This window comes from Methanoregula sp. (genome assembly GCF_035543475.1).
Classification (GTDB): domain Archaea; phylum Halobacteriota; class Methanomicrobia; order Methanomicrobiales; family Methanospirillaceae; genus Methanoregula.
This window is the reverse complement of record NZ_DATKKA010000011.1, coordinates 66,261-83,711: the sequence shown is the minus strand read 5'-3', so window position 1 is coordinate 83,711 and position 17,451 is coordinate 66,261. Positions and strand designations below refer to the sequence as shown.

The window sequence follows — 17,451 nt, the reverse complement described above, 5'->3', positions numbered from 1 at the left end:
CCCACTATCTGAGCTGCAATGCCGTCTGCCGGAATCGCCAAGCGCTGTCTTGTTCTCCTGTGTGGCCTTTTTCTTATGGGTCTTGGGATCAGCCTTGTCACCCGTTCGACACTGGGGACCTCGCCCATCTCGAGCGTCCCCTACGTGCTCAGCCTTGCCTTCCCGGTCACGTTCGGCGAGTTTACCTTTGCCATTACCCTGCTGTTTTTTATCGCCGAGGTCGCCATCATCGGGAAAACGTTTCCCCGGCTCCAGTACTTCCAGATCATCGTTGCCCTGTGTCTGGGCACCTTTGTCGATCTGGGTATGTTCCTCTCTGCCGGTGTTCACCCGGGGGTCTACCCGGAACAGATCGCCGTTGTACTCCTGGGCTCCGCCGTCCTTGCCCTCGGGATCTTTCTGCAGATTTCTGCCAACGTTATCTTAAACCCGGGGGAAGGGCTGGTCCGGGCCATTGCGGAAAAAACGCACCGGCGGTTTGGGATCGTCAAGGTCATGTTCGACACTACACTCGTGACAAGCGCCGCCCTCATCTCGTTTGCCGCGTTCGGGACCGTCGAGGGGCTCCGGGAGGGGACCATTATCTCCGCAATCCTCGTCGGTTACACCATCCTCGGCTTTGCTCTCTGTTACACCCGGTACGATCTCGGGAAATTCCTGGAGGATTAAACCGGCCGGCCCGGGGCCGGCAATGAAAAAAGAGAGAGGCCCCCCGGTGCTTCAGGATTGTGCACCGGCTGCTTTCGCTGCCTGTTGTAATGCAGGGGCGAGTTTTGCAAAGATCGGGCTGTTGGCCGGCGTTGCGTAGATGAGATACTGGCCGACCACGATCAGGCTGCCCACTGCCCTGCCCTTGCCCGGTGCATGGGCATTGTAGAGCCGGACAGCGGCATCACGGGAATCCGCGCTGTCGAACGCCTGCGTTGCGACAGTCGCCGTATCCCCCGCAGGATCGGTGAGGACATAGGTCTTCCCGCCGAGCGCCCCGGTCATGTTCCAGAGGGTCCCCTTGACGCTTGCAATCGAGATACCTGCAGCATCTGCCGCTTCCCTGACCGGTTCTCCGGGCACCATGTGGTAGGGTGCTTCCCCGTAGATCAGGCCCAGCATCAGGGCAGGGAGCACGATCAGCAGAACGAGGAGAACCGCGAGGGCGATTTCGCCGTTTTTACTCAGGGTCATATGCTTCCTCCCACTACATCTGTACCGTTTACCGCACTCGTTCTCATGGATTTGTACCTCCCTGGGGATTTTTCAGCCAGCCCGGATGTTTGAACTTCAAAAAGATCAGCGGGGGCACGGCGAGGATAAATGTACCCAGCAGCACCGATGAGACATACGTGATCCCGCTGGAGAAGTACGACGGGGGCATAAGCCCGACAACAAATGCAAGGATCGTGCCAAAGAGCCCGAGTCCCCCGACAATCCAGACGCCGATCATTCCGCCCGGGATCTTAAACGGCCGGGGCGTGTCCGGCTGGCTGTACCGCAGCTTGATAAGTGCGGCAAAGACGAGGATGTACACGATACAGAGAAGTTCAACCGTCATCGCGGAGAGGATCCAGTACGCCTGGTTGACCGAGGGCAAAAAGACATAGAGGAGCGAGATGATCGAGCCGATCAGCGCCTGGATGACAAGTACCGCAACCGGCGCACCGTACTTGTTTGTACGGTTAAAGAGCGGCGGCATGTTGCCCTCCTCTGCAACGATCCCCAGGCCCTTTGCCGGGCCGATAAGCCACGACGCAAGGTTGACGACACCGCCGAGAGTGATCAACAGCGCCATGGGCCCGACAAGCCATGCGATCCCTGCCGCGTCAAAGAAGTACTGGATGGCCTGCATGACGCCGGAGGCAAGGCTGAGCTGGTCAACGGGGATGACAATCGCGATGGCAACCGTTGCAAGGACCGTGCAGATCACGATGATCACGGCCGAGAGCGCCATCGCACGGGGGAAGTCCTTCTGGGGGTCTCTTGTCTCCAGCGCATGGAACCCGGCCATCTCCATGCCGGCAAAGAGGAGAACGACGGTTGCAAAGAACGGGAGCGTGGAGAGATCGATTGCCGGCACAATCTGGCCGAACGAGAAGGGTGGGAGAACAATGGTCTGCCCGGAGCCCAGCCACCAGAGGCCAAGGAGGATGATGAGACCGGCAGGGATGATGCTCCCGAGAATCACGCCAACATTGGAGAACTTCGCCGAGGCCTCCTCGCCGAAGTACGCGATGGCCGTGGTGCCCCAGAACACGATCATCATGACGGAAAACATGAACCAGGGGTTGCTCGCCAGGTTCGGGGTGAGCGCGAATGCGAGCGTGGATGCGGTGAACGAGAGCACGGTCGGGAACCAGACCAGGTTGTTGGACCACTCGCAGAAGAGGGCGGTAAAGCCCCCTTTCTCGCCGAATGCCCGCTTGACCCACGCGTAGACCCCTCCGCCTTCGGGCCAGCCGGTCGCAAGCTCTGCCCCGGCAAGGGAGATGGGGATCAAAAAGAGGACGGCCCCGATGATGTACCAGCCGATACATGACCACCCGTAGACCGCCATTGACGGGAAATTCCTGATACTGAGTACCGCCGCCACGTTGATCATGGCCAGCGCAAAGAGCCCGAGCACCTTTTTATTGACCGGTGCTTCGCTCATCGTTTCTTCTCCTTACAACAGATCATCATGTACTCACCTTTGACACACTCGATGCCGTGCGTATCATGCTCAAAGCCGGGGAAGCACCGGTCAAAGTCCTGCAGCGAGAGCAGGTACTGGAGGACGGGTCCGGTCTTTGGCCCGGTCTTTTCGCCCGGCGCTAAGAGCGGGATGCCCGGCGGGTAGGGCACGATACCGGTTGCAACAGTACGGTTTGCCGCCTTTGCTACCGGTATCTGCTCTACCTCGTTTCTCACCAGCTTCGAGAAGGTCTCCGCATAGGTAACCTTCGGCTCCGGCAGGATCGAGAAGGCTTTCTGGAGCAGGCCGCACATGTCATGGTCGCGCTTGAACGCATGCATTTCGGCCACAAGGTCCTGCAGCTTCATGCAGCCGTAACGTTCCGGCCACCGCTCCACGAGGTCCGGGAAGATCTCGTCGAGCGGAGCGTTCTCGTCATACCGGCGTTTGAACTCGAAGAGCTCGGTAATGAGCGTGCCCCACTTGCCTTTCGTGATCCCCATTGAGAAGAGGAACAGGATCGAGTAGTCCCCGGACTTTTCGTTGATGATGCCCTTGGTGTCGAGATACTTGACCACTATTGCCGCCGGGATACCCCATGCGGCAAGCGAGCCGTCTTCTTTGACCCCCGGCATGAGCACGGTCACCTTGATGGGATCGAGCATGCAGTAGTTGTCGGGGAGGCCGGAGAAGCCGTGCCAGGATTCCCCGGGGTGGAGAACCCAGCATGAGGAGGTTGCCCGGAGCGTCTCGATGGGTACCTCTACAAACGGAACCTTCTTTCTGGTTTTCGGGTCCGTGACCATGTCCGGCTGCCACATCGGGAACCACCAGTCGGCCTTTGTTTTACCGGTCCCTATCTCTTTTCCGATCCGGGCCATCGTGCGGCGGAACCGGATCGCCTCTTCGATCGACTCGGTCGTAAGCAACCGGCCTGACGCCCCGTCCATCATCTTTGAAGAGACGTCAAGAGACGCGATGATCGTGTAGAGCGGCGAGGTGGAGCTGTGCATCATAAAGCCCTCGTTGAACCGGGCGTGCTCGATGGGCACCCGGCCGTTTCTGACGTGGATCATGGACGCCTGCGAGAGGGCGGCGAGCAGTTTGTGGGTCGACTGCGTTGCAAAGACGGTCGGGCCTTTTTTGTCCTTTGCCCCGTCCCGCATTGCAAACCGGTCCTTGTAGAGCGGGTTGAACCGGGCATAGCCGTACCAGGCCTCGTCGAAGTGGATGCTGTCCACGCTTTTGCCCAGTTCCTTTTCCACTTCGGTCGCGAGATAACAGAGACCATCGTAGGTCGAGTTGGTGATGATCGCATGGACCGGGGTATTGTCCTTAAGATCTTTTGCAAGCGGGCAGGATGAGATCTTTTTCTTGATCGCCGCCGGGGTCATATCGGTCAGCGGGATCGGACCGATGATCCCGTACCTGTTCCGGGTCGGGATCATGTACACGGCGACAGAATGGGTCATGGTGAGCGCGTGCTCTGCAGACTTGTGGCAGTTCCGGTCCACCAGTACCACGTCGTCCTTGGTGACCCGGCCAAAGAACACGATCTTGTTTGCCGTAGAGGTACCGTTGGTCACAAAATAGGACATGTCCGCCCCGAAAACCTTCGCGGCGTACCGTTCTGCCTCGCCGACCGGCCCCGAGTGGTCGAGGAGCGAGCCGAGTTCCCCGACCGAGATCGAGAGATCGGAGCGGAAGAGCTGTTCCCCGAAGAAATTAAAGAACTGCCGGCCTGCAGGGGTCTTCCTGAACGCCGTGCCGCCGGCATGGCCGGGGGTGTGCCAGGAATACTCAAAGTCTTTGGAGAACTTCACGAGTTCGCCAAAGAAGGGAGGCAGCAGCCGGTCCTGGTAGCGTTTTGCCGCGGCGGTGATACGCCCGGCAATGAATTCGGGGGTATCATCCATCACGTAGAGGTACTCATTGACCTCCCTGAGGACGTCCACGGTGAGCCCGATCGGCGGCTCGTTCGTGGGTTCGGCCATCAAAAAGATCGGGAGATCCTCGTTCACGCTCCGGATCTGGTGTATCAGTTTCAGCGTGTCCTGCTGCTGTTCTTTGGACCGGTTCCCAAGGTTCCAGTTAATCATGACGCAGCTGACCGCGGGGAGATTGGAATATGCGGTCCGGGCATCGGCGGGCGAGGCAACGTCGGCAACAAAGATATCGTATGCCTCGAGATCGCGGATGATCCGCTGCAATGCTCTGCCGTGAGGCGTTTCGGTATGGATTACATCATCAACAATACCGACGACAAGGCGTTCCTCGGGTTTCATGTGGCACTCCGGGGCAGCCACAGGAACTGCTGCAGCGTCTTTTGATAGTCCGGTTTCCTGCACATGTGTGCAACCTTTGCCATCCTGCGTTTTAATAATTTGGAATTATCATTGAGAGGCCATAAATATCGCAGCAGTTTTTCATGACGGCGATATCGGGAAAAAGGAGGGAGACCGAGACCTGGCGACCGAGTGCCGGTGAGGCAGATCAGAAGATATCGGTGAGCGAACCGTCCGGGTTCAGGACAAAAGTCGAACCGCAGCCGTCGGGGCCCGCACACATGCAGAAATGGCCGTCCGCACCAAGATCTTCGTGAATAACAACGGTATTCTCCCGCTGGCAGACGGGACATGCGGGAAGGGGATGATGAACCATGCTTCCTGATCTATAGAACGCGGGGCAAAAAAGAGATTGCGGTCGGAGCAGTGCCAGCCCTCCGCCATTCAGGCGTTCTGTACCGGCACAAGACCGCCGGTTGCCTGCACCGCAACGGGACGGGGGAGTTCGATCCCGAGCGCCTCTTTGAGAACCTCTTCCACGGTCCCGACCGGGACAAAGACCAGATCGGCCCGGACATCCTCAGGAACATCCGGAAGATCGCGTTCGTTCTCTTTGGGCAGGAGGATCTTTTTGATCCCTGCCCGGTGCGCCGCGAGCACTTTCTCCTTGATTCCGCCCACCGGCAGTACAGTCCCGGAGAGCGTGATCTCGCCGGTCATTGCAAGGTGGGAATCCACCGTCCTGCCCGAGACCAGCGATGCGAGCGCGGTAAAGATCGTGATACCTGCCGAAGGGCCGTCCTTGGGAGTGGCCCCCGAGGGTACGTGGATATGGATATCGCTTGCGATGAAGCTGAAGGTGTTGCTGCTCCCGGCCAGCCGGGAGCGGATGAGACTGGAGGAGATCGTGGCAGACTCCTTCATCACGTCGCCGAGTTGTCCCGTAAGCGTGAGCTTGCCGGTCCCGGGCATGAATGTCCCCTCGATAAAGAGGATCTCCCCGCCCACCGGCGTCCATGCAAGGCCGGTCACCACGCCGGGCACCGGCTCCTGCCGGGCCACCTCCTGCCGGATCGGCTCCTTTCCCAGGATTGCGGCAAGGTTCTCCGGTGTGATCACGAACGGCAGATCCGGGGTGCCGGAAACGATCTTCTCGGAGACATGCCGGGCGATCTTGGCCAGCTGCTTTTTCAGCCAGCGGACACCTGCCTCGCGGGTGTACTTCCCGATGATCTGCTGCAGGGCCTCGTCCCCGATCTGCAGTTTATCCGCGTCCAGGCCGTGCTCGACAAGGACCGCGGGGATGAGGTGGTCCTTTGCGATGGCAAACTTCTCGTGGGTGGTGTAGCCCGAGATCTCGATCAGTTCCATCCGGTCGAGCAGCGGAGCCGGGATCGTGGCAAGAGAGTTTGCGGTCGCAATAAAGAGCACGTCCGAGAGATCGTAGGGGACCTCGAGGTAGTGATCCGAGAACGTGCTGTTCTGTTCCGGGTCGAGTACTTCAAGAAGGGCGCTCGCCGGGTCACCCGCAAATGAGGTGGAGAGCTTGTCGATCTCATCGAGGATGAAGACCGGGTTCTTTGTGCCGGCTTTCCGGATTCCCTGGATAATCCGCCCGGGCAGGGCACCAACATACGTCCTCCGGTGCCCGCGAATCTCCGCCTCGTCCCGTACACCGCCAAGACTGACCCGGACGTATTTTCGACCCAGCGCCTCTGCGATGCTCTTGCCCAGGCTCGTTTTCCCGGTACCGGGCGGGCCGGCAAAGAGGAGGATCGAGCCCTGCTTCTCCTGCCGGAGTTTCATGACCGCAAGGTGCTGGATGATCCGCTCTTTGACCTTCTCTAGGCCGTTGTGATGGCTCTCGAGCACGCGCCTGGCCGTGGCAATATCGATGCTCTTCTTTTCGCTTGTCTCCCAGGGGAGATCGAGCAGGAGGTCGAGATAGTTCCGGATCACCGTGCTCTCGTGGTTCTGGGGCCCGCCGGCCTCCAGTTTCCGTACTTCCTCAAGCGCTTTTTTCCGGATCTCCTCCGGCATTTTTGACGTTTCGACCCGCTCGCGGTACCCGGCATCACCGCTGCCGCTCCCGCCTTCACCCAGCTCCTCCTGGATCATCTTCAACTGCTCGCGGAGCATGGCCTCGCGGTTCGATTTACTCACTTTCTCGGAGAGCTTCTCGGCCATCTCCATCCGGATCCGGATACTCTCCCGGGTTTTAATGAGGAGATCCAGAAAACCGATGCACCGTTCCTTCACCGATGCGATCTCCAGGAGCGCCTGCTTCTCGGAAATATTGGCCGGCAAAAACGGCATCACAAAGCCCATGATACGGTCCACCGAGTCCATCCGTTCGATGGGGCGGGTAAACTGCTCAGAGCCGGAGAAACGGCTGCTGATCTCGAGGATCGTGCTCTTGACATCGGCAAGGATCCGGTCCTGCAGATCGGCATCGAGGTCCTGAACATCGGGTACTGGTTCGCAGGCAGCAACAAAACGGCCGTCCTTTTCGGTAAGGGATATGGCTTTTACCCGCTGTTCGGACTCCGCGCAGACCAGGTACCCGTGATCCGCGGGCTGGATGTGCGTGATCCGGAAGAGGTTTCCCACCCGGTAGAAGGACCCGGAGGTCACCTCGGAAAGCCGGGTACCGCTTTTGAGCGTCAGGCCGATAGCGTGCACGGTCCCTTTCTCTGCCTGGGCGGCAATCAGGAGTGCGCCGGTCTCCGGGTCCACCGGGAATTTTGTCCGGCTCCCGGGGTAGGCAACGATTTCGTAGAGAGGTATGATCAGGTGTTCGGTCGGTTCTGTCTGTTTTTCACACTGCATGGTTGCTCCGCATATTTAGTTTGAGTTTACCTAACTAATGTCCCGGCGAAAAAAATTACCGGATTTTTCTCAGGATGCCCACAAGGAGATCCAGTTCGTCTTCATCGAGCGTTTCTGCCATCCGTTCGACCAGCCGGCGCAGGGCTGCATGTTCAGCCTGTGCAATCGCTTTCCCTTTCTCGGTCAGGTGGATGTAGGCGATTCTCCTGTCATCGGGGCAGGATTCGCGGTACGCGCAATCCATCCGGACAAACCGGTTGACCATCTCGGTGACCGTAGGCTTGGAGGTGTTGGTAATCTCCGCCAGGCGCGAGAAGGTCATATTCCCCTCCTCATCGATCGTTCTGAGGTAGGCGATCTGCCGGACCGTCATTTCCGAAAGCCCGCAGTCGGAGAAGATCCTGCAGGAACATTCATTCCGGATCCGGAGGAGTTTTTCGAACTCCCCGAAGAGCTGCTCCCGCGGGTCTGCCATGGATCGATCCCGGTTAGTTAGGATTTCCCTAACTATAAAGATGTGTATCGGATCAGCGGCAGGAAGACCCAGCAGGGGGATTTTTTTCGCCGGAGATTATTTATCCATGGATCGGTCACATTCACCCATGGAAGCGAGCATGATCCTGAAAAAATACGAGACTTTCGTGTACTACGTCCTCATCACACTCTTTGCGATCATTGTGACCTGTTCGCTCGGGGAACTGGTCTATATCCTGTACCAGGCGCTCTTTGTCACCACCCCGCTGCTCCTGGAAAACAGCGAGCTCCTGGGCATCTTCGGGTACTTCCTCCTGGTCCTGATCGGTGTCGAGCTGCTGGCGACGGTTGCGGCCTATATCAACGAGAAGGTGATCCATGTCGAGGTGGTGATCATGATCGCGATCATTGCAATAGCGCGGAGTGTCATTCTCCTTGACACCATGAATACGGACCCCATGGACATGTTCGGGATCGCCGCAATCATCATCGCGCTCTGCGCGGGGTTTTATCTCCTGAAAAAAGCCGGGCTCAGCCGCCAAGAATAACCCGCATAGTACAAGCCGGATCTGTGCAGCATCAGGCCGGTCCGGTCACAATATCGTATACCGCATGCCACTGGCCGGGGGAATACGACCGCACCATCCTCTCGGTCACCCCGGTACCGCCCAGCTCCCGGATCCGGTCCTGGTGCTCGCCTTCACATGAAACCAGGGAATAGAAGTGGATTGTGCCCCCGGGCCGGAGAAGCCGGAACGCTTCAGCCAAAAATTCCGTCCCGGCAAGAGGGAGGTTCATCACGATCCGGTCGAACTTCCACGGCACGACCGCACCAAGCCGCCGGGCATCGAAAAGGAGCGGAAGCACGTTTCCGGCCCGGTTCTTCCGGGTGTTTTCCATGAGAAGCGCAACCGCCCGGGGGTTGAGATCCGCTGCTACCACGAGGGCAGCCTTCGGGGCGAGTGTGATCGCAAACGGACCTACCCCGGCAAACATGTCAAGCACCAGCTCGTTCTTCCCCATTTTTTCCGCAATACGCTGGCGTTCGGTCGATAGCCTGGCGGAGAAGTAGGCCCCGGCAAGGTCAACGGAGAACCGGTGCCCGTGCTCCACCACCTCGGTCCGGGTCGTATCTGTCCCGGCAAGGACGGTGAAACTGCGGGTCCGGAATGCACCGGCAACCTCACTTGTCGGGTAGAGGACGGTATGGAGCGATGGCCGGGAGGTAAGGATCCGTGCGGCCCCGGCGGGGTCGTTCTCCTGCATGATCGCAATCCCGCCAATGAGCTCGTGCCGGGGGAGTTCCTCCCGTCCGGGTTGACCCTCGAACAGGTAACGCCCGGCATTTTCCTGCTCTGCAATCACGGGAAAGACCAGGTCATTGCCGTCCCGTGTCACCTTGAGTGAACAGTCGAGCAATCCCTCGCGGAGGAGAGCCTGCCGGGTCTCCTCGCCTTTCCGGACCGGGACCCGTACACCCCAATGCTCAACCGTCATAGCCGACCACTGCACTCATAACAGTATAGATCTAACATATATTCATGGCTGGTGATGAGGGGCACCGCGATACAGCCCGGGCAGGCAGCGGCCCGGATCACGGGAAAGAAGCGGAGATCAAAGCAAAGCTGAGGGACGGGTCGATCCGGGTCTATGAGCTCGAAAAACAGCTCCCCCCGGTCGATGCCGTCCGGGTGCGCCGGGAGTTCATCCAGGAGGAGACCGGCACCACACTGGAGAATATCGGCATCTTCTCAATCGACGTTGACCGGGCAGCGACCCGGAACTGCGAGAACATGATCGGCACCGTGCAGGTCCCGGTCGGGGTGGCCGGCCCTCTGGTTATCAACGGAGAATATGCGAAGGGTTCATTCTGGCTGCCCATTGCGACCACGGAAGGGGCACTTGTCGCCTCAGTGAACCGGGGTGCCGGAGCGATCACAAAAGCCGGCGGGGCTGAAGTGCGCATCCTCCATGATGGCATGACCCGGGCTCCGGTCTTTGCAGCAAAGAGCGTCGGGCACGCAAAGGAGATCGCAGACTGGGCCGGGGCCCACCAGGACGATCTCGCCGCAATCGCCGCGACTACCACCTCGCACGGAAAGATGACCGCCCTTGTCACCTTTGTCGCGGGCACGAGCGTCTTTGTCCGGCTCGAATTCGACACCAAGGACGCGATGGGAATGAACATGGTAACCATCGCAAGCGCGAAGATCGCTGATGAGATCGCTCAGGCCACCGGCGCCCGGCTGATCGCGCTCTCGGGGAACATGTGCTCTGACAAGAAACCGGCCGCGATCAACGGGATCATGGGCCGGGGGCGCAGCGTGGTTGCGGGTGTGGCGCTCTCCCACGAGCTGATCGAAAAGGTCCTCAAGACCGATGCGGCCACGATGGTCGAGGTAAATTACCGTAAAAATCTTGTCGGCTCGGCCCGGGCCGGCGCCATGGGCTTCAACGCCCATGCAGCCAACATTGTTGCCGCGATGTTTATTGCCTGCGGGCAGGACGCAGCCCACGCCATTGACGGCAGCACCTGCATGACCACGATCGATCCCACGGAGTCCGGGGTGTACGTGGCGGTCACACTCCCCTCGCTCCCGGTCGGGACCGTTGGCGGCGGGACCGGCGTGGACACCCAGCAGGAATGCCTGAAGATCCTTGGCGTTGCCGGAGGGGGATCGCCCGCGGGCACCAATGCAAGGAAACTGGCGGAGATTATTGCAGCCGGCGTGCTTGCCGGGGAGCTCTCGCTTATCGGGGCTTTAGCCGCCCAGCATCTTGCCCGTGCCCACCAGGAACTGGGCCGGGGCGCAAAGAGGTAAGGCCGGGCCGGCCAAACCTGTTCTTTTTTTACCTGGACAGAAACTTTTCTTTTTTTATGTGCCCGATCGGGTCTGTATCGGAGCTTGCCAAGAATTGATGCGGGAGTCACATGGGTCCAAAGTGATCCACTGTATCTGGCCATGACCGGGCGAATCACGTCAGAAAAAGGGGATCTTGCGGGCCACTGTCATTAACCATTTACAAAAATGGATCGTGTGACCCCCCATCGGGGTCCCGCTTTTTATCCGGATTTTTATCAGGTCCCGGGCAGGTTTCACGCCAGAAGATCAAGCAGGATAAAAGAACCGGGATGCGGGAAATGAATGCAAGGGGTCACAAAGGTGAAAAGTGCCGGCACGGGGTGCTCGCGGTAGTGGATCAGAACCGGAACCACTTCATCATCACGATAGCGTCCTCGCCGTTCGCGTAATAGCCGCCCACGTAAAAGACGTTCTGGTACCCGAGCCGGCGGTAGAACCGCTGGGCCGGGGCATTGGATTCCCGGACCTCGAGCTGGGAGCCGCTTGCAAGTTCGAGGGCGAACTGGTGCTCGAGCCGGAGCACGAGCTGCCGGCCGATCCCCCGGTTCCGGAAGGGAGCGGTTACGGCAAAATTGCAGATATGGCCGTAGATATTCTCTCCGGTATCTTCGAGCGCCCCTACGATGAACCCGGCAATTTTCCCCTCCACTTCGGCAACAAAATAGGTGGTGGGGTAGTAGGAGATGGCCTCGGTAAAGATCCCGGCATCCCACGGATCGGCAAACGCTTCGTGCTCGATGGCCACAATTGCCGGGACATCGGCAGGAGCGGCCCGCCGGATAAGCGGGGGCTGCGGGGAGATCGCATGGGGGGGTGAACGGATCATGGGCTACAGGTCCTTTTCTGAGATGATATCATCAATTACCCCGCGTCAGATTAAGCATTATGCCCCGGGTAACGGGGCCGGGTCTCCGGTTATATATGTGACCGCACCCAAATGTATGAGAAAGGGCGCCGGAATTTTTCCCGGGCGCCGGTAGGTACCATGGTTAATGTCTATCGTTTTGCCGGGGTGCGGCCCGCGCCAGGCAAGGCCCAGTCCATTGCAGCCGTCCCGTATGATGTCGTGACCGCAGACGAGGCGCGGGCGATCATTGCAGAAAATCCAAAGAGTTTTCTTACGGTCAGCCGGTCCGATGCGGAGCTTCCCGACCTGTCCCCTCACGATGACAGGGTATACGAAAGGGCGCGGGAGAATTTTTTTGCGCTCCTTGCTAACGGCCGGCTGGTAAAGGACAAACTGCCCGGGATGTACGTGTACCGGATCCGGCAGGACAACGATACGTTTCTGGGCCTCTTCTGCTGCCTGGATACGGAGGACTACCGCACCAACCGGATCCGGCGCCACGAGCTTACCCGGTACGATAAGGAGGAGGACCGGACCCGGCACATCGAGGCGGTCCAGGCCCACGACGGCCCGGTCGTGCTGCTGTACCGGGATCCCGGCACGCTCTTTTCGTTTATCGAATCGCTGATCACCGATAAGAAAAACCCCGATGCGGAGGTCATTACCCCGCAGGGTGGCGTCCACCAGATCTTTGCGGTCACGGACCCGGTGGCACTCGATGAGATCGAACGCCGGTTCCGGGACATCCCCTCCCTCTACATTGCCGACGGCCACCACCGGGCCAAGGCCGCAGTTAACCTCGCTGACCGGCTGCGGGATGCGGGAAAGCCGGCAGACTGTGAGGTCAGCTGGTTCATGGGCGTACTCTTCTCTTACGAGAGGGTGAAGATCCATGGGTACAGCCGGCTCCTGACTGACCTCGGCTCTTTTACCCCGGAGACATTCCTCGCCGCTCTCGGGAAGCTGTACGCTGTCGCTCCGTACGGCGAAGTAGACGGGAGTGGGTATAATATCCCGCCGCATATCACCCGGCCGGAGAATTTCCACGTCATGCACCTGTACCTCAAAGGAACATGGTACGAGTGCACCCGGCCGATCGACCCAAAAGCCGGCTCGCTTGATGTGCTCGATGTCGCCGTGCTCCAGAAGCTCGTACTCGAAGGGATGCTCAACATCACCGATCCCCGGGGCGATGCCCGGCTCCAGTACCTCGGCGGGGCCCGGCCGGTTGCCGATCTCGAAAAACTCGTAGACGCCGGCACGTACCAGCTCGCGTTTGCCATGCAGCCGGTCCGGGTGGCAACCGTTCTCTCCATCGCAGATGCCGGTGGTGTCATGCCTCCCAAGTCCACGTGGTTCGAGCCAAAACTCCTCTCGGGGCTGGTCATCCACTCATTTGCGTAAAAAGCCAACATGGACCAGGACAGACCTGAACCTTTATTGTTTTTGCAGACCGAGGGTGTATGCAATGATTACCCTCGCACTTCCCAAGGGCAGCCTTGAAGAGCAGACTCTCCAGCTCTTCAAGGAGGCCGACCTTGAAGTCAGGCGCACCGACCGCGACTACAATCCCGTGATTGCCGACCACCGGATCGGCAAGATAAAGATCCTGCGCCCGCAGGAGATTCCAACCTACGTGGACAAGGGCTATTTTGACCTGGGCATCTCCGGTCTGGACTGGGTACGGGAGACCGGTGCGAATGTCGTAGAAGTCGCCGCCCTCTCCTATAGCAAGACCGGTGAGGGAAACGTGAAGATCGTGATCGCTGTCCACCGCGACGAACCCATCGAAAATACCGCACAGATCCGGCCAGGCAGCCGCGTGACCACCGAGTATCCCGAGCTCACGAAGCAGTACTTTGCGGAAAAGAAGATCCCGGTCCAGCTCTTCCACTCGTACGGTGCATCGGAGGCAAAAGTTCCCGACCTCATGGACGTGGTCGTTGACCTGACAGAAACAGGTACAACCCTCCGGAAAAACGGCCTCAAGATTATCGGGCAGATCATGGAGTCGCATACAGTCATCATCGCAAACAAGACCGCTTGGGCAAACCCGGAAAAGAGGCGCGAGATCGAGGAGATAAAGACCCTGCTCTTCGGGGTGCTCGATGCCCGGCACCGTGTTCTCCTCTCCATGAATGTCCCGACTGCAGCACTTGAAAAGATCGTCTCGGCGCTCCCGGCCATGAAAAAGCCGACCGTGAGCCGGCTCCATGGCATCGACTACTACAGCGTCCAGACGGTCGTGCAGAAGAGTACGGTCAACAGCCTGATCCCCACGCTGAAGGCCTGTGGGGCTGAAGACATTCTCGAGATCCCGATCGCAAAGATCGTACCGTAATATCCCGTCCCCTTTTTTGAGAGGGCAAATTCCTCAATACGAGAAAACTGCCATGGAATAACCCGAATAAAAACAATATTTATATCCCTTCAACCGACTATAGCCATTTAATGAATCTGATGCGTTTTTCCGGGCTGGCCATACTGGCTGCCGGTCTGGTTGTCCTGCTGGTGCTGTGTGCGGCATGTACCTCGGGATCGTCCGGACAGGGCCCGGTGACACCGAACACGACCGGGAACACGGGCAGCTTTGCGGCAGTCGCCACCGCCAGCAGCCAGGTTGAACGATTTACCCTTGAAGATGCAGAGTCCGCAGCGCTTCAGGCAAACCAGTCGTTTTTTTACCTGCGGGGAGAACATGTAGACAGCTCGGGAAAGGCCGAACGCTGGATCTTCGGTATACGTGAGGGAAGTACTCCCTCCATGATCGTCTATGATTCACACGGCGTCTCAACACTTGCCCTGCCGACAAACTTAACTATCCAGGAAGATATTCCTGCAGGCGTCTTATCCCCTGCAGATGCGTTAAGGATTGCATCCAACTCGCCCGGAGCAGGTTCTCTGGACCTGAACGGGGGGATGGCAACGCTGCAGCTGATGAACGAGGAATATACGATCGCCGGTTCAGGATCCTCAAGCGAGGGAGTTACCATCAATGCAACAACAGGAGAGCTGATTGCCACCCATGGTTGATGATGCCGGAAACCTGTCCATCGATTTTTTGGCCGGTTTCACCATCTTCATGATCACGTTCATCTACGTGGCAACCATGATCCCGGGTCTCTTTATCGGTCTCAAGAGCTCCTCCATTGATTACGATGCGGTTGCGTACCGAACCGGGGTCATCCTGGTAGAGGACCCCGGCATGCCATACAATCCTTCGTGGGAAACGCTGCCGAATAGTTCTGACGACCAGATCCTGCGGTTCGGGCTTGCCCTCTCAAAAGATACGCCCAATGTTTTGTCCCATGAAAAAATAAACCGGTTTTTCTGCACAACGGAATTCAGTTACCCGGAAGATTACCAGTCTCGGGCAGTTTTCGGAGATTACCCGTACCATTTCAATATCTCGTTTGCGATGGCGGGATCGAACGTGACCCAGTCTGTAGGGGAAATCCCTCCCGAAGATTACGGCTACAGCCGTAGGGTGGTGAAGGTAAAAGAGCACAGCAATGCCACTCTGGATTTCACCAACTTCAACGGAGCGGGGCCCCTTGCGCAATATACGCAGGACAAGTTCCAGACCCAGAACGCGACCAGTCAGGTCTTCTCGATTTATTTCAACTATACCGATCTGCTCAATAATGGTCCTGCCAATAACAACCCCGCATACCAGATCAACCCCCTCGCCCCCTCAGGTGCCGGGCAGATCATCGGGGGGGAGGGTGCACTTGTCAACCTCACGGGACTGGACAGCCTCCCGGAAAACGGGGCCAACGTGAATCTGTCAAGTATTTCTGTTTACCGATCCGTCTCGTTAGCCCCGCTCGGAACGGGCCAGTCGCCCTTTGTCGGACCGGTCCTGAATGCCTCAAGTCCCACTCAGTTCGAAGTATTTGTTGATGGCAGCAACACCTCCGTTTCAACACTTCCGGTGAACGTAACCAGTAATGTATCTGTCTTCATCCCCCCGGGTCTCCTCAGTTTCGTCGGGCAGGGTGACAGCAGTACCCTGTTGAACATCACCCTGCAGTTCAACCTGGATCAGCCGGATCGCTACCTCAACAGTTCCCAGGTGCCCCCCTACGGGGCATTCCAGTATAACTATACCAATCCGAACATTACCCAGCCCTACCTGCAGGACGGCGTCGTGGAGGTGTCAGTATGGTAAATGATGCCGGTCAGCTCTATACCATCGAAGGGATTGCTGCCGGAGTGATCATGCTCTTTACGGTGTACCTTGTCCTCGGGGCAACTTCAGTGTATACCCCGGGCGACAGTCACATCAGCGACATGCAGCTTGAACAGACAGGAACGGATGCCCTGCGGATGATGAATATCCCGGTCAACGGTACATCGGTAAGCCAGCTCCAGGAGATCGTGGAAAACGGCGATGGCCAGACGTTCAACACGACCTTTCTCGATTACGTCAACAACAAAACCGGATCGTCTCCGGACAACCTGCATTATGAGGCCTTAATCACGTACAGGAACCTCTCTGACACCAACTCGAATGCAACGTGGAGTTATCCTTTGGTCTCCAACCGCAATCTTACCGGTGTCGAGCACCCGGTACGGGTAACGGAGTGGGTGCTGGTCAATAATGGAGTGCCCGGAGGTAGTACCTACCCCCGTGCGGTCCTTGTGGAGGTGCTTTTATGGCGGGATTAAGGGATGATGCACAGTGGATCGTGATGATGGGGTTTGTGGTGAGCTTCAGCCTCTTCTTCCTTGCCATGGTTCTCAACCAGTCCACGCTTGTCGGCCAGACAACCGCAGAAAGCGTGCTCGATTTCCCGAAGAACGATATCCGGGACGTGCGGAGTGTGATCATCCAGTCCTCACTGCTTGAATCATCAGGTAAGATCGATGCAAATCACGCTGCACTTCTTCAGCAGGATATTATAGATATCGCACAGAGCAGGAAGCAGGCCGTAATACAGTTCCAGATCACCAATCCAAACCCTCCAGCGGATATTCATACATATGTGTATATCCATTACAACAACGGGGTGACAGCATACAATGAGACCTGGGTATCATCATAAAAACCATTCCGAGGCCGGGGTAAGCGCCCTTATTGAGTATGTTATGATCACCACGATCGTAATCATCCTCTTTGTAGTGGTGCTCCTCGAGGTAAATGCTAACTTTATGGAGGGGCCCGCTGAAACCCTGCAATACAATGCCTTTACAGACATCGGAAACGGTGTGTCGACACGGATTGTCGATGTGTATTCAATCTCACCCTCTACCGGAAATATCACCACGAACTTTAATATTCCCGGGGATGTGGCGGGTCAGAATTATTTTGTCGAGATCTATACAGGAGAGACTGCTGCAGACCAGGGGGTAATGGTCCATGGCGGGGGATCCATTTTCAGCAATATCAGTATTGCAGGGATCAGCTCGACGCGGAACGTGACCGGAAATACAACAGGAGAAGGATTAAACAAGATAAGTTATGACTCGGAGGGGTTCTGAGAC

The 17,451-nt window shown here is 57.9% G+C and carries 18 protein-coding genes; 10 read left to right on the top strand and 8 right to left on the bottom strand.

Annotation, left to right across the window (positions count from 1 at the left end; genetic code table 11):
• Nucleotides 1-18: 18 nt before the first annotated feature.
• Complete coding sequence (locus VMS83_RS04960) at nucleotides 19-669, top strand: YczE/YyaS/YitT family protein (protein ID WP_325410455.1); 651 nt, start codon at nucleotides 19-21, stop codon at nucleotides 667-669.
• 51 nt (nucleotides 670-720) lie between these two features.
• Here the strand turns inward: VMS83_RS04960 and VMS83_RS04955 are convergent, their stop codons facing one another.
• The 6 genes from VMS83_RS04955 to VMS83_RS04930 all read right to left on the bottom strand — a co-directional run bounded on the left by VMS83_RS04955 (nucleotide 721) and on the right by VMS83_RS04930 (nucleotide 8,254).
• On the bottom strand, nucleotides 721-1,182 hold the full coding sequence (locus tag VMS83_RS04955) for a hypothetical protein (protein WP_325410453.1): 462 nt from the start codon (nucleotides 1,180-1,182) through the stop codon (nucleotides 721-723).
• Nucleotides 1,183-1,225: 43 nt separating this feature from the next.
• The gene (locus VMS83_RS04950; RefSeq protein ID WP_325410451.1) at nucleotides 1,226-2,644 is read right to left on the bottom strand and encodes an amino acid permease; all 1,419 of its coding nucleotides are present in this window, start codon (nucleotides 2,642-2,644) and stop codon (nucleotides 1,226-1,228) included.
• On the bottom strand, nucleotides 2,641-4,950 hold the full coding sequence (locus tag VMS83_RS04945) for an Orn/Lys/Arg decarboxylase N-terminal domain-containing protein (RefSeq protein ID WP_325410449.1): 2,310 nt from the start codon (nucleotides 4,948-4,950) through the stop codon (nucleotides 2,641-2,643). The genes VMS83_RS04950 and VMS83_RS04945 overlap by 4 nt, the downstream gene beginning before the upstream one ends.
• A gap of 208 nt (nucleotides 4,951-5,158) precedes the next feature.
• A complete protein-coding gene (locus VMS83_RS04940) occupies nucleotides 5,159-5,326 on the bottom strand; it encodes a hypothetical protein (protein WP_325410447.1) in 168 nt (55 codons plus the stop codon).
• A 68-nt stretch (nucleotides 5,327-5,394) separates the two neighbouring features.
• Nucleotides 5,395-7,779, bottom strand: coding sequence for an endopeptidase La (lon, locus tag VMS83_RS04935; protein WP_325410445.1), 2,385 nt, complete (start codon nucleotides 7,777-7,779; stop codon nucleotides 5,395-5,397).
• A gap of 55 nt (nucleotides 7,780-7,834) precedes the next feature.
• Nucleotides 7,835-8,254: a MarR family transcriptional regulator gene (locus VMS83_RS04930; protein ID WP_325410443.1), complete on the bottom strand. Its 420-nt coding sequence runs from the start codon at nucleotides 8,252-8,254 to the stop codon at nucleotides 7,835-7,837.
• Nucleotides 8,255-8,381: 127 nt separating this feature from the next.
• Between VMS83_RS04930 and VMS83_RS04925 the strand changes: the two genes are divergently transcribed.
• Nucleotides 8,382-8,801, top strand: a complete 420-nt coding sequence (locus VMS83_RS04925; RefSeq protein WP_325410441.1) for a phosphate-starvation-inducible PsiE family protein — start codon at nucleotides 8,382-8,384, stop codon at nucleotides 8,799-8,801.
• Nucleotides 8,802-8,832: 31 nt separating this feature from the next.
• On the opposite strand, the gene VMS83_RS04920 is transcribed toward VMS83_RS04925, so the two are convergent.
• The gene (locus tag VMS83_RS04920; protein WP_325410439.1) at nucleotides 8,833-9,750 is read right to left on the bottom strand and encodes a class I SAM-dependent methyltransferase family protein; all 918 of its coding nucleotides are present in this window, start codon (nucleotides 9,748-9,750) and stop codon (nucleotides 8,833-8,835) included.
• A 44-nt stretch (nucleotides 9,751-9,794) separates the two neighbouring features.
• Here VMS83_RS04920 and hmgA point away from each other — a divergent pair, with 44 nt between their 5' ends.
• Nucleotides 9,795-11,075, top strand: coding sequence for a hydroxymethylglutaryl-CoA reductase (NADPH) (gene hmgA, locus VMS83_RS04915; RefSeq protein ID WP_325410437.1), 1,281 nt, complete (start codon nucleotides 9,795-9,797; stop codon nucleotides 11,073-11,075).
• Nucleotides 11,076-11,454: 379 nt separating this feature from the next.
• On the opposite strand, the gene rimI is transcribed toward hmgA, so the two are convergent.
• Nucleotides 11,455-11,943: a ribosomal protein S18-alanine N-acetyltransferase gene (rimI, locus tag VMS83_RS04910; RefSeq protein ID WP_325410435.1), complete on the bottom strand. Its 489-nt coding sequence runs from the start codon at nucleotides 11,941-11,943 to the stop codon at nucleotides 11,455-11,457.
• Between the two features lie 159 nt (nucleotides 11,944-12,102).
• On the opposite strand from rimI, the gene VMS83_RS04905 reads away from it, so the two are divergent.
• The 7 genes from VMS83_RS04905 (at nucleotide 12,103) to VMS83_RS04875 (ending at nucleotide 17,448) form a co-directional block, all read left to right on the top strand.
• Nucleotides 12,103-13,368, top strand: coding sequence for a DUF1015 domain-containing protein (locus tag VMS83_RS04905; protein WP_325410432.1), 1,266 nt, complete (start codon nucleotides 12,103-12,105; stop codon nucleotides 13,366-13,368).
• 64 nt (nucleotides 13,369-13,432) lie between these two features.
• On the top strand, nucleotides 13,433-14,305 hold the full coding sequence (gene hisG / locus VMS83_RS04900) for an ATP phosphoribosyltransferase (protein ID WP_325410430.1): 873 nt from the start codon (nucleotides 13,433-13,435) through the stop codon (nucleotides 14,303-14,305).
• Between the two features lie 110 nt (nucleotides 14,306-14,415).
• On the top strand, nucleotides 14,416-14,997 hold the full coding sequence (locus VMS83_RS04895; RefSeq protein ID WP_325410428.1) for a hypothetical protein: 582 nt from the start codon (nucleotides 14,416-14,418) through the stop codon (nucleotides 14,995-14,997).
• Nucleotides 14,981-16,135, top strand: coding sequence for a hypothetical protein (locus VMS83_RS04890; RefSeq protein ID WP_325410427.1), 1,155 nt, complete (start codon nucleotides 14,981-14,983; stop codon nucleotides 16,133-16,135). The genes VMS83_RS04895 and VMS83_RS04890 overlap by 17 nt, the downstream gene beginning before the upstream one ends.
• Nucleotides 16,129-16,635 (top strand): DUF7288 family protein, encoded by a 507-nt coding sequence (locus tag VMS83_RS04885; RefSeq protein ID WP_325410425.1) that lies wholly within the window; start codon nucleotides 16,129-16,131, stop codon nucleotides 16,633-16,635. The genes VMS83_RS04890 and VMS83_RS04885 overlap by 7 nt, the downstream gene beginning before the upstream one ends.
• Nucleotides 16,623-17,012, top strand: coding sequence for a hypothetical protein (locus VMS83_RS04880; protein ID WP_325410424.1), 390 nt, complete (start codon nucleotides 16,623-16,625; stop codon nucleotides 17,010-17,012). Before VMS83_RS04885 ends, VMS83_RS04880 begins: the two co-directional genes overlap by 13 nt.
• Nucleotides 16,990-17,448: a DUF7266 family protein gene (locus tag VMS83_RS04875; protein ID WP_325410422.1), complete on the top strand. Its 459-nt coding sequence runs from the start codon at nucleotides 16,990-16,992 to the stop codon at nucleotides 17,446-17,448. The genes VMS83_RS04880 and VMS83_RS04875 overlap by 23 nt, the downstream gene beginning before the upstream one ends.
• Nucleotides 17,449-17,451: the final 3 nt, after the last annotated feature.